The organism is Cryobacterium sp. TMS1-13-1 (assembly GCF_004403125.1).
In the GTDB taxonomy this organism is placed as follows: Bacteria; Actinomycetota; Actinomycetes; order Actinomycetales; family Microbacteriaceae; genus Cryobacterium; species Cryobacterium levicorallinum.
Window position 1 is genome coordinate 135,751 of the sequence record NZ_SOGX01000008.1, and the last position, 16,416, is coordinate 152,166.

Consider the following 16,416-nt stretch of genomic DNA (forward strand, 5'->3'; position numbering starts at 1 on the left):
CCGTCTGCGCCGAGTGCCAGACCCAGGCTGCCGTGGGCGTTATCTGCCCCGAATGCATGAAACTGCAGCGCAAGAACGCACCCCGCATCAAACCCGCCGTGCTCACCCGGCTGACCGGGAGCGGTCAGCCCACGGTGACCTACGCGCTCATCGCGATCACCGTCTTCGTCTTCATCCTGCAATGGATTCCCGGTCTCGGGATCACCCAACGATTCGCCTACGCGCCAGCCCTCACCCTCATTGAGCCGTGGCGCATGCTGACCAGTGTTTTTCTGCACTCGCAAGGTGGCCTGCCGTTTCACGTGCTGCTCAACATGTACGTGCTCTGGATCTTCGGTCCGATGCTCGAGGGGATGCTCGGCCGTGGTCGCTTCCTGGCGCTGTATCTGATCAGCGGTTTCGCCGGGTCGATCGGTGTTCTGGTGCTGGCTGCTCCCTACACCTACGTCGTCGGGGCATCAGGGGCCCTGTTCGGGCTCATGGGTGCCTTCCTGGTCATTCAGCGCAGTCTTGGCGGAAATTCGAAGCAGCTGCTGGTTCTGCTCGGCATCAACGTGGTCGTGAGCTTCATTCCGGGGATCGCCTGGCAGGCTCACTTCGGCGGCATAATCGGGGGCGCACTCATCGGGTTCGTTCTCATGCGTACCCGGCGGCCGGCACAAAAGGGGCTGCAGATCGTCTTGATCGCGGGCGTCGCCGCTCTCCTCGTGGTGATCGGAGTCCTCAAAATTGTGAGCCTGCTCGCCCCGATCAACTGACCACCCGGTGCACCGGGAAGTTATCCACAGGTCTATCCACATGGGGATAATTACACCGGTGTCATTACCCGCACTGCTGGATTCCGGCAGCCGGTCAGCATCCACTCAATGACCGTTGCGCGGGCGGTTTGTGACTCGGCGGTGCGGCCGAACTAGCGCCAGCGCGTGGTCATCAGAAAGCCGATAAATGCGATTCCGAAGCCGACCAGAATGTTCATGGCGCCGAGACCCGCGATGGGAAGCTGGCTGCCACTGACGTAAAACACGATGATCCAGGCCAGGCCGAGCAGCATAAAGCCGAACATGACCGGCTTGAACCAGACGGCGTTGGGCGCGTCCTCGTTCGAGCGGGCAACTTCGGTGCGGGCGGGCTTGGTGCGAGAATTCTTACGTGCCATGCTGCGATCCTAGCGTCTCCGCCTGTTTTCGTGGCTTTGACGCGGGGGCCGCGCACAACTCTGGTCAGTAGACTCGTAGTATGTGTCCACAGGCAGACGATCGCACCGCGCCGGTGCCCGATGGGTCGGAGTCGCCCGGCGCTGGCACCAAACGTCGGCACCGCTCAAGTACAGCCCCGTCCGCCAAGGTCACACTCCTGGGCGTGCTCGGTGAACTGCTGATCACGGCCAGTGCACTCGTGCTGCTGTTTCTGGGCTGGCAGCTGTGGTGGAATGACATGATCATGGCCAATTCGCAGTCCTCGGCTGCGAGTGAAATCAGCCAGAACTGGATCGCCCAGGACACGTCGACGACGCTCCCCGAAGCGACGTCTGATCTGGCGGAACCGGACGCAGCCCGCGTAGCGGTGGACTACGGCGAGCCCGTCGTTGCCGCTGCACCCGGCAATGCCACGGCCTTCGCGGTTTTGTATGTGCCGCGTTTCGGTGCCGACTACCACCGCAGCATTGCCGAAGGCACCGGCCATGACGTCTTGAACAGCAACCGTTTGGGCATCGGACATTACGCTGGCACTCAGATGCCCGGCGAAGTTGGAAACTTCGCGATTGCCGCGCACCGCAGCGCCTTCGGCGGTGGCATGCACCTGATCAACGAGCTGCAACTCGGCGACGCCATCTACGTGCAGACGGCCGACGGCTATTACACCTACCGGTACCGCGATACCGAGTACGTGGCACCGTCGCAGGTGCAGGTACTGGCATCCGTTCCCAACTTTCCGGACGGAACCCCGGTCGACCGCATCATCACGCTCACCAGTTGCAATCCGCTGTACTCCACCGCAGAACGTATCATCGCCTACGGGGTGCTTGAATCGTGGCAGCCACTTTCGGCCGGCGCTCCCGCCGAGCTCGCACCGATCATCGCCGCTCAGGGCTAGGAGACTCTTATGTACGCAGCACTGTGGCGTGTTCTACCCGGACCGATCTGGGTGCGCATCATTTTGGTCCTGATTCTGCTGGTGGCTGTACTGGCCGTGCTGGCCACCTGGGTGTATCCGTGGATCGATGGAATTCTGAGCAGCGAGGAAGCGACGGTAGACGGCCCATGACCCGAATTCTGGTTATCGATAATTATGACAGCTTCGTCTATACCCTCAACGGGTATCTGATGGAGCTCGGCGCGGACACCGACGTTGTGCGCAACGATTCCTTCGAGCAGACCGATGCGGCCGCTCGGATTGCCGACTACGACGGCGTGCTCGTTTCGCCGGGCCCCGGGAAGCCCTCAGACGCCGGTGTGTCCATCGCCGTCGTCGAGGCCGCGCTGGCGGCCAACCTGCCCCTGTTCGGCGTCTGCCTCGGCCATCAGGCCATCGCCGAGGCCTTCGGGGCCACGGTGACCAATGCTGAAGAACTCATGCATGGCAAAACCTCGCTCATCACGCACGACGGCAGCGATTTCTATGAGGGTGTGCCGCAACCGTTCACGGCAACGCGCTACCATTCCCTCGCCGTCGTTGCGTCGACCGTGCCGAGTGACCTGATCGTCACGTCGCGCACGCAGGGCGGGGTCATCATGGGATTGCGGCACCTAACCGCTCCTATTTTGGGCGTGCAGTTTCACCCGGAGTCGGTCCTGACCGAGGGCGGCTACCGGATGTTGGGCAACTGGCTCGCCCTGACCGGCCTGTCGTCTGCCCAGGAGATCGCGAAGGGCCTGCACCCGCTGTTGCGCCTGAGCTGACTTCGCGCTGGGCTGTTCGGCTAGGAGCGGGCGCAGTAGGTCAGCTCGATCTCGGAGCGCTGGGGGACGTCTCCGGGGGCCAGTGACTGGGCTCTGATCGGGGAGCCGGACTCCTGGTCACAGGTGTAATCAGGCTTGGAACTCGGCGTGAGTCCGTCGGCGCTGACCAGATCGATCGCGGCGACCAGAGACTGGCCGGTGAGGTCTCCGAGGGTGACCAGGCCACTCGACACGATGTAGTTGATGGTATCGCCGGCGAATTCGGAGGACGCCGCGGGCGGATCGGTGCGCAGAACGATATCGGCCGCCACGGTCGGGGAGTTCTCGGTGGTGACCGACCCGGAAACGAAACCGAGTGCTTCGATCGCGGCCTGGGCATCCGTTATGGGCTGATTGGTGACATCGGGAACCGCGACGGGCACCGGACCGGTAGAGACGAAGACCTTGATCACGTCGGAGGGATTGACGATGGTATCGGCCGGAGGATCCGTGCGAATAACCTGGTCGGCCGGCACTGTCGTGCTCGACTCTTCGGCACGCGTGGCCGCGAGGTCGAGGTCGAGGAGAGTATTTTGGGCGTCGTCATAGGTTTGCCCGGTGAGTGCGGGAATCTGGCGCGAACTGTCGGGCAGTTCCACCGAAGGCTGCAGATTGGCCACCCAGATCATGACTGCGACGACGATGACCACGACGCAGACGATTCCGGCCCAGACCCAGATCACCGGGGGGCGACGCTGGGTGCGCACCATAGTCTGGTCTTCGGACAACTGTTTGAGGGCCAGCGCCGAACCGGTGATCGCCGTGGGCGCAGCCCCGAACAGGCCGGCACCAACCTCGTCGCCGGCCCGGTGAACGGGAATCTGGCCGGATCCGGCGGTCTCGACATCATTGCGAAACTCGACGGCGCTTTGATAGCGGGCGAATCGGTCCTTGGCCATGGCGTGCAGCACGACCGAGTCCAGGGCCGGCGACACCTTGGGATTGAGCGCTGAGGGTTTCGCCGGCAGTTCGCTGACGTGTTGGTAGGCGACGGCCACGGGCGTGTCACCGCGGAACGGCGGCCGCCCGGTGAGCATCTCGAACAGCACCACGCCCGTGGAATACAGATCGGTGCGCGCATCGACGGACTCACCCTTGGCCTGCTCCGGCGAGAAATAGGCGGCGGTACCGAGGATGGCCGTGGTCTGCGCGACGGTCGTGGCCGAGTCGGAGATGGCACGGGCGATGCCGAAATCCATCACCTTGACCTGTCCGGACTTGGTGATCATGATGTTGCCGGGCTTGATGTCGCGGTGCACCACACCGGCGCGATGCGAGTATTCCAGCGCGGTCAGGACCCCATCGATGATGCGTACGGCCTCGGTCGCCTCGATCGGGCCCTCACGAATGATGTCCTTGAGCAGCCGACCATCGACGTGTTCCATGACGATGAACGGAACCTGGGAATCGTGCCCGGCATCGTCGGTGACGGTCTCCTCGCCGGCATCGAACACCCGCACGATGGTCGGGTGGGCCATGCGAGCTGCGGCCTGGGCCTCTTGCCGAAACCGGGTGCGAAAGGCCGGGTCGGAGGCCAGGCTCGACTTGAGTAGCTTGATGGCCACCGTGCGACCGAGCCGGGAATCGGTGCCTATATGTACGTCGGACATGCCGCCACGGCCGAGGAGCGCCCCGACACGATAGCGGCCCGCGATCAAACGGCCAGAGTCAGGCACGAGCGCACTCCCCCACAATAAAACGGATGCCCGGGTTAGGCACAGTGAGCGCTACTTTACCGCACGGCATTGGGGAATTACTCCCCGACAGCGGGGTCGCCAGTTACGCTCACGCCTGCCGTGGGGGAAAACTCAGAGCTGACCTGGCCACAGAAATAGCGGAACTTGACCTTGAAATTCTCTGTTCCGGCGGTGATCGTGGCCGTCGTCGTTTCAGCGGTGGTGGGGTTGGCCGAGGTGATAACGGCGGCACCGCCCTCCGTTGCGATCTCATAGCCAGCCAAAGTCTGGCCGGCCGGGCAGGTCTGGGCGTTCCAGTTCACCGTGACAGTACCCGCGGCAGCGACGGGCGAAGGCGTCGCCGTCGGGGCTGACGTCGGTGTGCTCGGCGTGGGGAACGCGCCGTAGACAGTCAGGGTCACGGTCGTCCCGGCCGGAACCGGCCCCCGGGGGTTGACTCCGTACACCGTGTCAACTTCTTCCTCAGACCCGGCCGCATTTCCGGGTTGGACGTCAGCCACGAATCCCATCTCAACGAGCAGGGCGGCGGCATCGGCGCTGGGCTTACCCACGAAATCTTCCGGATTGACCGACGTGTTCGCATTGGTGGGCGACGGCGTTGGCGTTGGCGACGGGGTCGCCGATGGCGTTGGCGACGGGATCGACGAGGGTGGCGCTGACGTGGTCTGGGCCGGTGCCGGGGTCTCGTTGTTCTGCGTGAACAGGGCGATGAGCGTGCCGGTGAGCACGATCACCAGCAGCGCGACCAGGGCGATCAGCGGCCAGGTCCACGGACTGCGCTTCTTCTTCTCCGCTTCGGCAGCGGCCGCGGAGGCCCGCGTGATGGGCGCGCCGGTGGCGGGCAGAACGGTCGTGGCCTGGTCGGAGCCGGCACCGGGCATGAGCATGGTGGCGCTCGTGGCCGAGAGGCCGCCCAGAACGGACGGCACGGCAACCGCGGCTGCAGCGACGTCACCGCGACGCAAAGCGGATGCCGCGCGCGCCAGGTGGGCAGCAGACGCCGGCCGGTCGGCCGGGTTCTTGGCCAGGCAGGCGAAGACCAGATTGCGAACCGGCTCGGACACCGTCACCGGCAGGTCGGGCGCTATCTCGTTGATCTGAGCCATGGCAATCGCGACCTGCGACTCGCCCGTGAACGGACGACGTCCGGCCAGCGACTCGTACGCGACGATGCCGATCGAGTAGATGTCGGTGGTCGGCGATGCGGGGTGGCCGCTCGCCTGTTCCGGTGAGAGGTACTGCACGGTGCCCATAACCTGGCCGGTCGCGGTGAGCGGAACCTGGTCGGCGATGCGGGCGATGCCGAAGTCGGTGATCTTGACCCGGCCCTCCGGCGTGATGAGCAGGTTTCCGGGCTTGATGTCGCGGTGCACGAGACCGGCGGCGTGGGCGGCGTGCAGCGCGGTCGAGGTCTGCGCGACAATGTCGAGCACCTTGTCGGTCGGCAGAACGTGCTCGCGCTCGAGAATGGTCGACAGAGCTTCGCCGGGCACTAGTTCCATGACCAGGAAGGCGCTGCCGTCTTCTTCGCCGTAGTCGAAGACATTCGCGATGCCTTCGTGGTTGACCAGGGCCGCGTGGCGGGCCTCAGCGCGAAAGCGCTCGAGGAAACCGGGGTCGCCGAGATACTCGTCCTTCAAAATCTTGATGGCGACGCTGCGACCGATTACGAGGTCGGTGGACTTCCACACCTCGCCCATGCCGCCAATCGCAATGCGCGACTGCAGCTCGTATCGTCCCCCGAAGGTGAGGCCTGCTGTGGGTCTCATTTGTTAAGCACCGCCTCTAGTACTTTCTGTGCGACAGGTGCGGCAAGTTTGTTGCCGAACCCGGTTTGTCCTTCTCCTCCGCCGTCCTCGATCAGAACGGTGATGGCAAATTGTGGGTCGTCCGCCGGTGCGAAACCGGTGAACCAGAGTGTGAACGGATCGGTTGACCCGTTCTGCGCAGTGCCGGTTTTCCCCGCCACTTCGACCCCGTCTATTCTTGCATTGCTCGCGGCGCCATCCTGAACGCCGTTGATCATCATCGCGGTCAGTGTTGCGGCTGTTTTTTCGCTCATCACCCGCCCAAGTTCTGCCGGTTTGAAGGTTTGGATGGCGCTGAGATTGGGCGCGAGAATCTCCTGCACCAGGTTGGGCTGCATCACGACACCCCCGTTGGCGATGGCACCGCTGACCAGGGCCATTTGCAGCGGGTTCGCCCGCACGTCGTACTGACCGAAGGCTGACTGCGCGGTCTGTGGATCGTCGAGCCCGTCGGGGTACACGCTCTCGGTCACGCTCAGGGGAATGCTGAAGCTGCTGTTGAAGCCGAACTTCTCGGCGGTCTCCCGAATGGCCGTGTCGCCGAGCGCGACGCCCAATTCGGCGAACGGGATATTGCAGGATAAGCGCAGTGCTGTGGCGAGGGTGACCGTCTCACCGGCACCGCAGGTTGACCCGCTGGAGTTTTCAATCTTGCTCGTGGTGCCCGGCGCGGTGTACACGGCCGGGTTCGGAAAGATGCTCTCCGGCGTGAAGTTGCCCGACTCCAGGGCGGCCGTCGTCACGACGAGTTTGAAGACCGACCCGGGCGGGTTGAGCGAATTGATCGCCCGGTTGATCAGCGGGTCGTTCGGGTCGGCCAGCAGGGCCTCGTAGCTCGCGGTGACCTCGGCGTTGTTGTGCACGGTGAGTAGGTTCGGGTTGAAACTCGGCTTGGAGACCATCGCCAGGATGCGGCCGGTCGTCGGTTCGGTCACGACGACCGATCCGGTGTAGTCGCCGAGGGCGTCCCAGGCTGCCTGCTGGGCCACCGGATCGATGGTGACCTCCACGGCGGCGCCCTTCGGGTCCTGGCCGGTGACGAGGGCGCTGATCTTGTCGAAGAACTGTGAGTTGGACGTTCCGGTCATCTCGGCATTGAGGGCGAACTCCAGCCCGGTCGGCTCGCCGTTGATCGGAATGTATCCGGTGATCGGCGCATACAACTCGGGGTTGGTATAGGTGCGGAGAAATTTGTAGTCGTCGTCGGCCGGCATGGACTGGGCGATCGGGTCGCCGGCCACGAGGATGGCGCCGCGCTCGACCTGGTAGCTGTCGTACAGCGTGCGGGTGTTGCGCGGGTCGGCCGACAGATTGTCGGCCTGAAAGGCCTGCACGATCGACGTGGAGCTGAGCAAGGCGATGAACATCAGCATCACGACGATGCTGACGCGCTTGAGTTCGCGGTTCATTAGACCACCAGCCTGGGTTGATTGCGCACTGTGTCGGAGAGCCGCAGCAACAGGGCCACGATGATCCAGTTGGCCACGAGCGAGGAGCCGCCGGCGGCCAGGAACGGCGTGGTCAGGCCGGTGAGCGGGATGACCCGGGTGACGCCGCCGATGACGATGAAGCACTGCAGCGCCACAACGAAGGCCAGGCCGACGGCGAGAAGCTTGCCGAAATCATCCTGACCGGCGAAGCCGATGCGGAATCCGCGGGCCACGAATAGAAGGTACAGGGCGAGGATGGCGAAGATTCCGGCGAGCCCGAGCTCCTCGCCGAGGCTCGCAATGATGTAGTCACTCTGCGGTACCGGGGTCAGTTCGGGGCGCCCCTGGCCCCAGCCAGTGCCGAGCAGGCCGCCCTTGGCGAGGCCGAACAGGCCTTGCACGAGCTGAAAGCTGCCGCCCTCGGCTTCGTAGACTTTGGGGTTGAGCGCATCGAGCCAGTTGGTGAACCGGCCGTTGACGTAGTTCAGGGTCTGGCTGGCCAGCAGGGCACCGCCGAGGAACAGGCCCATGCCCATGATGACCCAGCTCGCCCGCCCGGTCGCGAGGTAGAGCATGACGAGGAACAGACCGAAGTAGAGCAGCGCGGTTCCGAGGTCGCGCTGGAAGATGATGACCGACATCGACAGGGCCCACACCACGAGAATCGGACCGAGGTCGCGCAAGCGCGGAAAGCGCGCGCCCAGAAACTTCTTACCGACCATGGAGAGACTGTCGCGGTTGCGCACGAGGTAGCCGGCAAAGAACACGGCGAGGGCGATCTTGGCGATCTCACCGGGCTGGAACGTGCCGAAACTGCCAAAGCCGATCCAGACCCGAGCGCCGCTGATTTCTTTACCCAGGCCGGGCACGAGCGGCAGAAAGAGCAACACTACACCGACGAGACCGAAAATGTAGGTGTAACGAAACAGCACCCGGTGATTGCGGATCACGAGCAGCACGACGATCGCGCTGAAAATGGCCAGGGCGCTCCACACCGTCTGGCGCACGGCGGCGCTCGCCCAGCCGCTGTCCTGGTCGGCGATGTCGATGCGGTAGATCATGGCGATGCCGATGCCATTGAGCACCGTGGCGATCGGCAAAATGAAGGGATCGGCGTCGCGAGCGACAAATCGCAGCACCACGTGCAGGCTGATGACCAGAACCGACAGGCCGGTGCCGAGCAGCACCAGGGTCGGGTCGAGATCGCCGAGTGCACCAAGCTGCACGAGCACGACCGCGCTCGCGTTGATGAGGCAGGCGATCAGCAGCAGGAACAGTTCGAGGTTGCGCAGTTTCTGCGGCAGGTGCAGACGACGCACCGGCTCGGTTCCCTGACGCGCTTGCAGAGCGGATGCTTTACTCAACGACCGCACCCTTCAGCCGTTCGACGATGGCCTGCGCATCCGCGAGGGAGCCGGCACTGATGGTCTGCTCGACCTGCTGGCGGTCGTAGACGCGCAAATCGGACAGATTGATGTCGGTGGCCTCGTAGACACTGGACAGCTTGATCGGGCCGATGTCCTGCTGGACGCCCTGGTAGATCGCGACGGTCGAACCCTCGGAGCCGACGAAATAGCGGGTTTGGGTCCACTGGTAGCTCAGGATGCTGGTGCCGACGATCGCGAGTACGAGCAGAATAACGCCGAACAGCCAGGTGGCCTTGCGGCGGCGCGCGCGGCGGGCATCCTCTTCGATCAGTTCGGAGAGGTAGTCCTGGGAATCGGGCTCGAAGTGCGTCTCGCGTACCGGGTGCAGCCGCAGGGCCGGGATGCGCAGCGAGCGGTTGCGGCCGGGTTCCTCACCGAAGGCGAGCGGATTGGCCGCCGAGCCGACGACGACGGGACTGTCTGTGCGCGTGCTGCCGTCGCCCGCGCCAATGTCAACGATGACGACGGTGACGTTGTCTGGGGCGCCGCCGTCGAGGCTTTCCTTCACGAGCAGGTCGGCGACATCCTGCGCGTTGGCGCCACTGGCCAGGGCGGAGGCTATACCGGTGTGCGAGACGACACCGGTGAGACCATCGGAGCACAGCAGCCAGCGGTCGCCGTCGATCGTGGCCAGGATCGACGTGTCGATTTCGGGGCTCGCCTCGACGTCACCGAGCACGCGCATGAGCACGGAGCGGCGTGGGTGCACCATGGCTTCGGCCTCGGTGATGCGACCGCTGTCAACCAGACGCTGCACGAAGGTGTGGTCGATGGTGATCTGGGAGAGCTCGTTGTCGCGCAGCAGATAGATGCGCGAGTCTCCGATGTGGGCGATCGCGACCTCGTTCTCGAGCACGACGATAGCGCTGACGGTCGTGCCCATGCCGGTGAGTTCGGCATGCTCGAACACGGTTTCGGCCAGCTGGGCGTTGGCGCCGATCAGGGCGGCCTGCAGGGCGAATTCGGCGTCCTGGGCACTCGCATAGGGCTTGTCGGCCTCGATGATGCGTTTCGTGGCGATCGACGACGCGACGTCTCCGCCGGCGTGGCCGCCCATGCCGTCGGCGACCACGAACAGGGTGCGTCCGGCGTAACCGGAGTCCTGGTTATTGGAGCGAACCTTGCCGACGTGGGACGTGGCTGCGCTGTGACTTACCGTCGCCATGACTTACCGCCGAAGCTCGAAGCTGGTGGCGCCGATCTTCACGGTGGCGTTCAGTGGAATTTTGGTTGGCACGGTGACGCGGGTGCCGGCCAGGAAGGTGCCATTGGTGGAATCGAGGTCTTGCAGCATCCACTCGTCATGCCAGAGCATGAGTCGGGCGTGGTGGGTTGAGGTGTAATCATCGCGGATGACCAGACTCGAGTCGGCCGAGCGGCCGATCGTGATGGTTTCGGTGCTGAGCGGAAACTCGGTGCCGGACTTCGGGCCGCTCGTGATGACGAGGCGCGTGGTGTTCTGGGCGGTGGCGAGTGCACCGTCGGCGGCCGGGCTGGCCCGCGCGATCGGTGCTGGTGCTGGCGTTGGTGCGGGGGCTGCAACGGGAGCAGCGGCGGCCGGGAAGGCTGCGGCGGGGAAGGCTGCGGCGGGGGCCGGCGCGGCGGCATCCGTTTTCAGGCGGCGTACGCGCTGGCCGAACAGGTCACTGCGCAGCGCGTAGACGATGCCGAAGATAAACATCCAGAGCAGGAGAAGGAAGCCGATGCGCAGCACCAGCAGGGTCAGTTCGCTCACGTTCATGCGTTCGGCCCCCAGAATCCGCCCATGTCGTGGCGTTCGGTGGCGGGGTCGGTCGGTGCGGCCGCGCGCGGAGTCTCGTTGGAGGCCTGCGCGAGCACGCGGAAGACGATGCGGGTGCGGCCGATGGTGACGATCGAATCGGGTTCGAGGATGGCCTGGCTGACCGGGGCGCCGTTGAGCTGGGAACCGTTGGTGGAGCCGAGGTCGCGCACCTGGGCGCGGGCGCCGTCCCAGATAATCTCCACGTGACGGCGGGAGGTGCCGGTGTCGTCGATGGTGATGTCGGCGTCGGAGCCGCGACCGATCACGGTGCGGGCCTTGACCAGCGGATGCCGGGTGCCGTTGATGTCGAGCACCGGGGTCCAGGCGACAGTGGTCGCGACCGTGCTGGAGTCGATCTGCACCAGACCCTCGCTGAGGCTGCCGTCGTCTTGCAGGGTGATCGCGATTCCCCCGGTGAACTGGTAACGCTGCTCGGTGCCGTGTTTTTGCAGCAGGGCGGTGAGCTCATCGGTGAGGGTCACGCCGAGCGCGCTCATTCGGGCGTAGTCGGTGTGGGACATGCGCACGGTGAACCGATTGGGCGCGAGAATGCGATCCCGCGCGACAACCGCGGCTTTGGTGTCGAGCTCACGACGCAGCGCGGAGGTAATTTCCACCGGCTGCAAGCCCGATCGAAAGGTCTTGGCGAACGCTCCGTTGACGGCGCGCTCCAATCCCTTTTCAAAGTTATCCAGTATGCCCACAGGTCTCCCGATCCGGTCCGTTTGGCTATGAGCATGTTACTTGTCTCGGGTGACAACCCGCCTTTGAGGCGCAAACGGCACGAATAGTCATACTACCTGCGGAGGGTCCTGGACCGAATTCGGGGCCCATTATGGGCATTCCTTTGGACTTTTTTTGGAGCGGATGCGGCGCGCGCGGGCGTGCGGATGCGGTGGGGGCTGGCCGGCGGATCTGGTGGGTGCAGTCGAGCGGCGGCATCCGTTGGGAGTGCGCCCGATGTGGGTGCTTGCTCCGGTAATTACCGTAGCGGCCACCGATATCGGGCGCGATCACGCTCAATCTGGCCCCGACGGTCCGCGCGGCGCGCCGTCGAATGGCGCTGACCCCCCTCACAGTGTTAGCATTCCTAAGTTCGCGCGAGTGGCGGAATTGGCAGACGCGCTGGCTTCAGGTGCCAGTGTTCGAAAGGACGTAGGGGTTCAAGTCCCCTCTCGCGCACTGCGGGTGTTTCAGGAAATTGAAGTCTCGTTTTCATGAAATCCAAGCGAACGGGCCGGTCGAGTAGAAATACTCGACCGGCCTTCGGTCTTTAACGATGTGATCGGGCCGGTCTGGAGCTGCTGCGGCGGCTGCGCGTTAAACGCAAAAATACCTGCGGTGGGCAGGCTAAAGGTTTCGGTGTGCAGTGGGAGTCGTGCTGGAGTCGAGGCCGCGGGGGCTAGCGCGGGGGTGCCAGGGCCGGTAGTGAGGTGTGTGCGCTCAGCGGTGTTCCGGTGGCTTCTTTGCGGCGGCGTTCGCGGGAAAGCTGATGGCCGGGGTCGAGTTCGGCGGCCTTTATGAAGAAGTCGTAGGTTTTGCGTAGGTTCGCTGAGACGGCGGCGAGTGTCGCGGCGAGGTCGTTGAAAGCGAAGCCGAGGCCTGAGCGTTTGCTGACGTTGGCTAGGTCTTCGAAGTTCTTTGCCTTGAGCGTCTTGTTGGCAGATTCAACCAGACTGCGCATGCCGAAGTGCTCCCGGTGCTCCGGCGACTTGTAGGCAAATTTTTGCAGGTGCTTGACGGCGAGCCTGGGGTCTTGGTTTCGTTCGGCGGGTGCTCCGGCGTCGAGAGGGATTGTGACGCTGACAGGTGTAGTCGGTTTGGCGACTCTTTTGCTGCTGGCACGGTCGATAGCCATGTACGTGCCGGGAACGGGTAAAGGAATCGTTGAAAGCCGTCTCGTTGAGCCGGCCTTTGGGCTTCATACGGTAGGCATCGCGGTTTTCGAGATGAGCCCTGTGGGGTTGGGTCGCCCGGTTCCCGAAATCAGGGTCGCATCGGCCGGAAGTATTCGCACACTGGTGTGTCGGAGTTGTTCGCACAGCCAGTCCAGACGCTCAAGGTTGCGTTCAGACTTTCGTACGGCCTTTGGCGTTGATTGCTTCGCGAGCAACTTTGCGTAGGTCTTCGGCTTCAGTCGCTTGTTTCGGGGACCGGGGTACGGACAACACGAGCCATCGTGCGATTCGCTGAGCGCCACAGGCGTGGGTACCACGCGTCGTGGTCACCGGCGTGGTTTTGTATGCCGAGCAGGGCGAACTCTTCGGCGCGGAAGTGAACATCGAGGGTTTCTGCGATGCGGTGATAGTTGATGCCGTCGCCCAGTTGAACGTGCAGGCGGAAGTGAACGAGGACGGCTCGTAACGGGATGGTTGGTTTGACCCCCGCATTTGATTTCAGGCGTGCGTGCCGCCATTGGTTGAGTTTGGTGACGACGGCCGAGTTGCCGACGATTCGAATGGCGTTGTTGAGGTACGCGTGAGACGGGGCCGCGGGCGCGTTCGCGTTTGTAGTTCAGTCGGGTCATGCCGAACGTGGACTGCATCCGTTCTTCATGCAGGGCGGCATCGGAGGGGAGCGCACTCAAAGTACCGGGCCGCGTGTCGCGCCCGTTATGGCAACGGCGACGCATTTTTACGGCCGGTGCGTGACCCTCCGACCCGTTTTTTGCGTCGATTTTGATTTTTTCGCGGATGGTGGCGGCGATCTCGCGCAGGTTGAAAGTTGGGGAGCAGCATGGTGACGGTGATTTGGGCAGCGACGGATTTGCGCACGCGGTTCTCTGATGTTCTCGGTTCAGTATTGTCTGCCGCGACATCTTCCATTGTGGGGATGCAGGGGCCTAGTGTAAAACAAACGATTGATTTATCACCTCCGGACAATAAGCTATATGAGGACAACATGGCGGCGGACGATGGACTGCATTTTCTTGCGAATCTCTATAAAGATTGGTCCGTGCGCATGGCTGTCGAACCGGCGTTGTCGCTTTCTGCCGTTCGGGAACTTTTTGAAGAGTGGCAGCGGCCGACCATGGAACCGGAAGATGTTTGCTTTCGAAGCGAAACCGTTGGCGGCGTCGACTGTGTGTGGGCAGTTCCGGCCGGAGCGGATCTCCGAAAAGTGGTCCTCTGGGCGCATGGCGGTGGCTTCATTGCGGGCTCAGCAGCCAGCCATCGTAAGCTTGGCGGTCATGTCGCGAAAGAACTGAACGTGACTGTTCTCCTTCTCGACTATCGGCTAGCCCCCGAGCACCCGTTTCCGGCGCAGATGGAAGACTTCACCACAGTGTATTGCGAGCTCCTCGACAGGGGCTTTCTGTCAGAGAACTTGACCTTGGGCGGTGACTCGGCAGGCTCCAGTGTGGCTGTTTCGACTGCGCTCAATCTGAGGGACCGCGGCATTCCGGGTCCGCGGCATATCATCTGCTTCTCTCCGTGGGTTGATGTCGAGTTGATGAGCCCGTCGCTGTGGACGAGCGGTGAGACGGACTATCTCGTTCCTAGGCCATCGGGTCCTGAGCTCGTCGCTATGTTCCTGGGCGGCATCACACCGGCGGACGATCCGTTGGCCAATCCTCTTTACGCTGACTTCGCAGGTTTCCCCCGTCTCTATATCAACGTGGGTTCGGGAGAGGCGCTGCTTGACGACGCCCGCCGACTCCATGAACGTGCACTCGCTGCCGGGGTCGATTCAACGCTCAGCCAGGTTGCCGGCATGCAGCATGTTTTCCCCATTCTGGCCGGGCGGGCGACGGAAGCCGACGAGGAGCTCAAACGACTCGCGCAATGGTTTTAAGGAAGAAGATGATTGACAGGTTGAAATATCTGGATCAGGATATGAATCATACAAACGATTGGTACATCTCAATGGTGAGAACATATTAACTTCTCTTCGTGGTGGGCCCCAGCTATGAGGAGAAACTCATGACGTTCGAACTGCCTGATAGCTTTGCGATCGTCGGAGCGGGCCCTGCCGGCCTCGTCACCGCCCGCGCATTCCTCAACTATGGGCTCAAGATTGAAATCCTCGAGCGCCACAGCCGTGTCGGCGGAATCTGGGACAAAAGCAACCCCGGATCTCCTGTCTACGAGAGCTGTCATTTCATCTCTAGTCGAGACTACGGGGGATTCATCGGCTACCCCATGCCCGCCACCTACCCCTTGTATCCCAAGTGGCACCAGATACGTGACTATGTTCGGGGCTTTGCCGATACATTTGGTCTGACCGCGTTTATCCGGACCGATTCAGACGTTGTCAGTGCCGTGCCAGTGGACACCGACGTCGGCCGATACTGGTCGGTCACGCTGGGTTCCGGTGAGACGCGAAATTACCGAGGCGTCGTTAGCGCAACGGGAGGTCAGTGGGTTCCGGTCATTCCCAAGTTCTCCGGGTCCGAACGGTTCACCGGCACCATCATGCACAGCTCGGAGTACGACGACATCGATGTCTTCCGAGGCAAGAAAGTGCTGGTCGTCGGCGCCGGCAATAGCGGCGTTGACATCGCAGCGGACGCGGCGTTCATGGCGGAGAAAGCTGTTCTTTCGACCCGTCGGGGATATTGGTTCCTCCCCAAGCTCGCCTACGGCGTCCCGGTGGGAGACCTCTTGCAGGGAAACATCCCCGATGAGAAACTGCCCGCTGAACTTGTCGGGCTGGATTCAGCGGGAATCATTCAGAAAGTCCTGGACGCCGTCGTGGGTGACGTCACAAACTACGGTCTGCCCGCGCCGGATCACCCATTGGGCGCGACGCACCCCATCACCAACTTCCAGGTACTGCACGCTCTGGCGCACGGCTTGCTCTCCTATCGCCCCAATATTCAGGAGATCACTCCAACCGGGGTGCTATTCGAGGACGGCAGCTTCGAAGCGATCGACGTCATCGTCTTTTCAACGGGGTACGACAACAGCATTCCCTGGCTGCCCGAAGGAATGCTCGAGTATGAAGAGGGGCAGCCGAAGTTCCTGCTCGGGGCACTCGTCGACAACGTGGAGGGACTGTACGGCGCGGGAGTGCTGCACTTCGCGGGCAACACCTACCCGGTCTTCGATCAGCTCGTTCAGCTTGCGGCAGCAGACGCGAAGGCACTATTGTCTGGCGAAAATGGAGCTCGTCTCAAGGAATTACGGGCGTCATATCGGCCCAGCTTCAAGCACGACGGTACGTTCCTGGATGTGCGGCGCAACGCGAATCATGTCGATATAGAGGCTGTCAACACCTATCTCAAAGAACTGGAAGAGGACTTCGGGGTTCCCGTCCCCTACTTCAACACTCCTGACTTCTATGTGTAAGTTCGACGGATGGCCCGTCGAGCCGGGGCTCTCGAAGGTGG

16 protein-coding genes and 1 tRNA gene are annotated in these 16,416 nt (G+C 63.0%); 8 read left to right on the plus strand and 9 right to left on the minus strand.

Going from position 1 to position 16,416, the window contains the following annotated elements; all coding sequences use genetic code 11:
• Window positions 1–56: 56 nt before the first annotated feature.
• A complete protein-coding gene (locus tag E3T31_RS07530) occupies window positions 57–758 on the plus strand; it encodes a rhomboid family intramembrane serine protease (RefSeq protein ID WP_370304369.1) in 702 nt (233 codons plus the stop codon).
• A 152-nt stretch (window positions 759–910) separates the two neighbouring features.
• Here E3T31_RS07530 and E3T31_RS07535 read toward each other — a convergent pair whose 3' ends face one another.
• Window positions 911–1,156, minus strand: a complete 246-nt coding sequence (locus tag E3T31_RS07535; RefSeq protein ID WP_092448026.1) for a cell division protein CrgA — start codon at window positions 1,154–1,156, stop codon at window positions 911–913.
• 80 nt (window positions 1,157–1,236) lie between these two features.
• On the opposite strand from E3T31_RS07535, the gene E3T31_RS07540 reads away from it, so the two are divergent.
• From E3T31_RS07540 to E3T31_RS07545, 3 genes are read left to right on the plus strand one after another with little or no spacing between them, the layout of a single operon-like run.
• Window positions 1,237–2,094 (plus strand): class E sortase, encoded by an 858-nt coding sequence (locus tag E3T31_RS07540; protein ID WP_134468186.1) that lies wholly within the window; start codon window positions 1,237–1,239, stop codon window positions 2,092–2,094.
• A gap of 9 nt (window positions 2,095–2,103) precedes the next feature.
• Window positions 2,104–2,265, plus strand: coding sequence for a hypothetical protein (locus E3T31_RS17695; protein WP_166788417.1), 162 nt, complete (start codon window positions 2,104–2,106; stop codon window positions 2,263–2,265).
• Window positions 2,262–2,900 (plus strand): aminodeoxychorismate/anthranilate synthase component II, encoded by a 639-nt coding sequence (locus E3T31_RS07545; RefSeq protein WP_134468187.1) that lies wholly within the window; start codon window positions 2,262–2,264, stop codon window positions 2,898–2,900. The genes E3T31_RS17695 and E3T31_RS07545 overlap by 4 nt, the downstream gene beginning before the upstream one ends.
• A gap of 20 nt (window positions 2,901–2,920) precedes the next feature.
• Here the strand turns inward: E3T31_RS07545 and pknB are convergent, their stop codons facing one another.
• From pknB to E3T31_RS07580, 7 genes are all read right to left on the minus strand, one after another.
• Window positions 2,921–4,615, minus strand: a complete 1,695-nt coding sequence (pknB, locus tag E3T31_RS07550; protein WP_134468188.1) for a Stk1 family PASTA domain-containing Ser/Thr kinase — start codon at window positions 4,613–4,615, stop codon at window positions 2,921–2,923.
• Window positions 4,616–4,692: 77 nt separating this feature from the next.
• Window positions 4,693–6,405 (minus strand): protein kinase, encoded by a 1,713-nt coding sequence (locus E3T31_RS07555; protein WP_134468189.1) that lies wholly within the window; start codon window positions 6,403–6,405, stop codon window positions 4,693–4,695.
• Entirely contained in the window at window positions 6,402–7,853 is a 1,452-nt protein-coding gene (locus tag E3T31_RS07560) for a penicillin-binding protein 2 (RefSeq protein WP_134468190.1), read from the minus strand. The genes E3T31_RS07555 and E3T31_RS07560 overlap by 4 nt, the downstream gene beginning before the upstream one ends.
• Window positions 7,853–9,238, minus strand: a complete 1,386-nt coding sequence (locus E3T31_RS07565) for an FtsW/RodA/SpoVE family cell cycle protein (protein WP_241977740.1) — start codon at window positions 9,236–9,238, stop codon at window positions 7,853–7,855. The genes E3T31_RS07560 and E3T31_RS07565 overlap by 1 nt, the downstream gene beginning before the upstream one ends.
• Window positions 9,231–10,466, minus strand: coding sequence for a PP2C family serine/threonine-protein phosphatase (locus E3T31_RS07570; protein ID WP_134468191.1), 1,236 nt, complete (start codon window positions 10,464–10,466; stop codon window positions 9,231–9,233). Before E3T31_RS07570 ends, E3T31_RS07565 begins: the two co-directional genes overlap by 8 nt.
• A gap of 3 nt (window positions 10,467–10,469) precedes the next feature.
• Window positions 10,470–11,036 carry an FHA domain-containing protein gene (locus E3T31_RS07575; protein WP_134468192.1) on the minus strand — a complete coding sequence of 189 codons (567 nt, stop codon included), beginning with the start codon at window positions 11,034–11,036 and terminating at the stop codon, window positions 10,470–10,472.
• A 2-nt stretch (window positions 11,037–11,038) separates the two neighbouring features.
• Complete coding sequence (locus E3T31_RS07580) at window positions 11,039–11,788, minus strand: DUF3662 and FHA domain-containing protein (protein WP_134468193.1); 750 nt, start codon at window positions 11,786–11,788, stop codon at window positions 11,039–11,041.
• Window positions 11,789–12,182: 394 nt separating this feature from the next.
• Between E3T31_RS07580 and E3T31_RS07585 the strand changes: the two genes are divergently transcribed.
• A tRNA-Leu gene (locus tag E3T31_RS07585) sits at window positions 12,183–12,266 on the plus strand.
• A gap of 220 nt (window positions 12,267–12,486) precedes the next feature.
• Here the strand turns inward: E3T31_RS07585 and E3T31_RS07590 are convergent.
• On the minus strand, window positions 12,487–12,942 hold the full coding sequence (locus tag E3T31_RS07590; protein WP_134468194.1) for a hypothetical protein: 456 nt from the start codon (window positions 12,940–12,942) through the stop codon (window positions 12,487–12,489).
• A 362-nt stretch (window positions 12,943–13,304) separates the two neighbouring features.
• Between E3T31_RS07590 and E3T31_RS17700 the strand changes: the two genes are divergently transcribed.
• The 3 genes from E3T31_RS17700 to E3T31_RS07600 all read left to right on the plus strand — a co-directional run bounded on the left by E3T31_RS17700 (window position 13,305) and on the right by E3T31_RS07600 (window position 16,375).
• Window positions 13,305–13,448, plus strand: coding sequence for a hypothetical protein (locus E3T31_RS17700; RefSeq protein WP_166788418.1), 144 nt, complete (start codon window positions 13,305–13,307; stop codon window positions 13,446–13,448).
• 372 nt (window positions 13,449–13,820) lie between these two features.
• A complete protein-coding gene (locus E3T31_RS07595; protein WP_198416991.1) occupies window positions 13,821–14,879 on the plus strand; it encodes an alpha/beta hydrolase in 1,059 nt (352 codons plus the stop codon).
• A gap of 128 nt (window positions 14,880–15,007) precedes the next feature.
• Window positions 15,008–16,375, plus strand: coding sequence for an NAD(P)/FAD-dependent oxidoreductase (locus E3T31_RS07600; protein WP_134468195.1), 1,368 nt, complete (start codon window positions 15,008–15,010; stop codon window positions 16,373–16,375).
• Window positions 16,376–16,416: the final 41 nt, after the last annotated feature.